The following is a 1,015-nucleotide window of genomic DNA, read 5'->3' as shown; positions in this document are numbered from 1 at the left end:
CCTTGAGGCCCTGTATCGCCTTGAGGTCCCGTCAGTCCTTGAGGTCCTGTCGGTCCTTGAAGTCCCGTGACTCCTTGGGGTCCTATTTCGCCTTGAGGTCCAGTACTCCCTTGAGGTCCTGTGACCCCTTGAGGCCCTGTGACCCCTTGAGGCCCTATTTCGCCTTGAGGCCCTGTTAATCCTTGAGGTCCAGTACTCCCTTGAGGTCCAGTATCGCCTTGAGGTCCGATAGGTCCAATAGGTCCTTGTGTACCTGTGGGTCCGTTTTCACCTGTAGGAACTTCCATCCTTACATTGGCAGAACCAGGTGTTACGGTAATTTCTAGCGTATTGGATAAAAAGTTGATTATATCTGCCGAGCCGACTGGAACATTTCCGTCCGCGCCTGAGTTTCCTTGAACTAAAAATAAGAAATCACCGGTAGCAAAAGACCCTTGAGGTCCCGTTAGTCCTTGAGGTCCTGTTTCTCCCTGAGGTCCAATAGCTCCTGTCGTTCCATCCGGCCCCTGAGGTCCCGATGGTCCTACTGGCCCAGGACTCCCTGAAGGTCCTTCAGGTCCTGTTGGTCCTCTCGTAACATCTGTTCCTAATACATTGATTAGCTTCTCGTTTAAGGTCCATTCTTTTTTCCCGATTACATTAATCGTATCGCGAACGCTGCTATTAATGAGAAGTAGATCGCTAAGGGTGGGTTGGAAGGTGGTAGAGACTCCGGGGAGCGTTCCGAGAACGTATTGGAGTTTTTCTCCCTCAGCATTAATAATATGACTTAAGCCTAGCTCTTCTAGGGCAATCGATGAAAGTAGCAGATTCACTGCATCGTTTCTCGTAATGGAAATAGTAGGTGAAATATTAGGGATATTCGCTTGAGACATGTTATACCTCCTTCTAAATGATTCCTACTATCTGTACTAAATGAATGTATCCAAATGTTTTCTTAAATCCCCCTTTGAGAGAGAAGTCTCTGAAAGGGGATTGTTTTTTGAAGGGTAGGAATCCCTCATTATTGATCGAG

1 protein-coding gene is annotated in these 1,015 nt (G+C 47.6%); it reads right to left on the bottom strand.

Annotation, left to right across the window (positions count from 1 at the left end):
* On the bottom strand, positions 1-875 hold an 875-nt coding region (locus BT147_RS14935; RefSeq protein WP_177239875.1), incomplete at its 3' end, for an alpha-helical endospore appendage domain-containing protein.
* Between the last annotated feature and the right edge of the window lie 140 nt (positions 876-1,015).

Origin of the sequence: Thermoactinomyces sp. DSM 45891, from assembly GCF_900119485.1 — a bacterium.
In the GTDB taxonomy this organism is placed as follows: Bacteria; Bacillota; Bacilli; order Thermoactinomycetales; family Thermoactinomycetaceae; genus Baia.
Note: the sequence above shows the minus strand (reverse complement) of the source record. Positions and strands in the feature narration are given on the sequence as shown.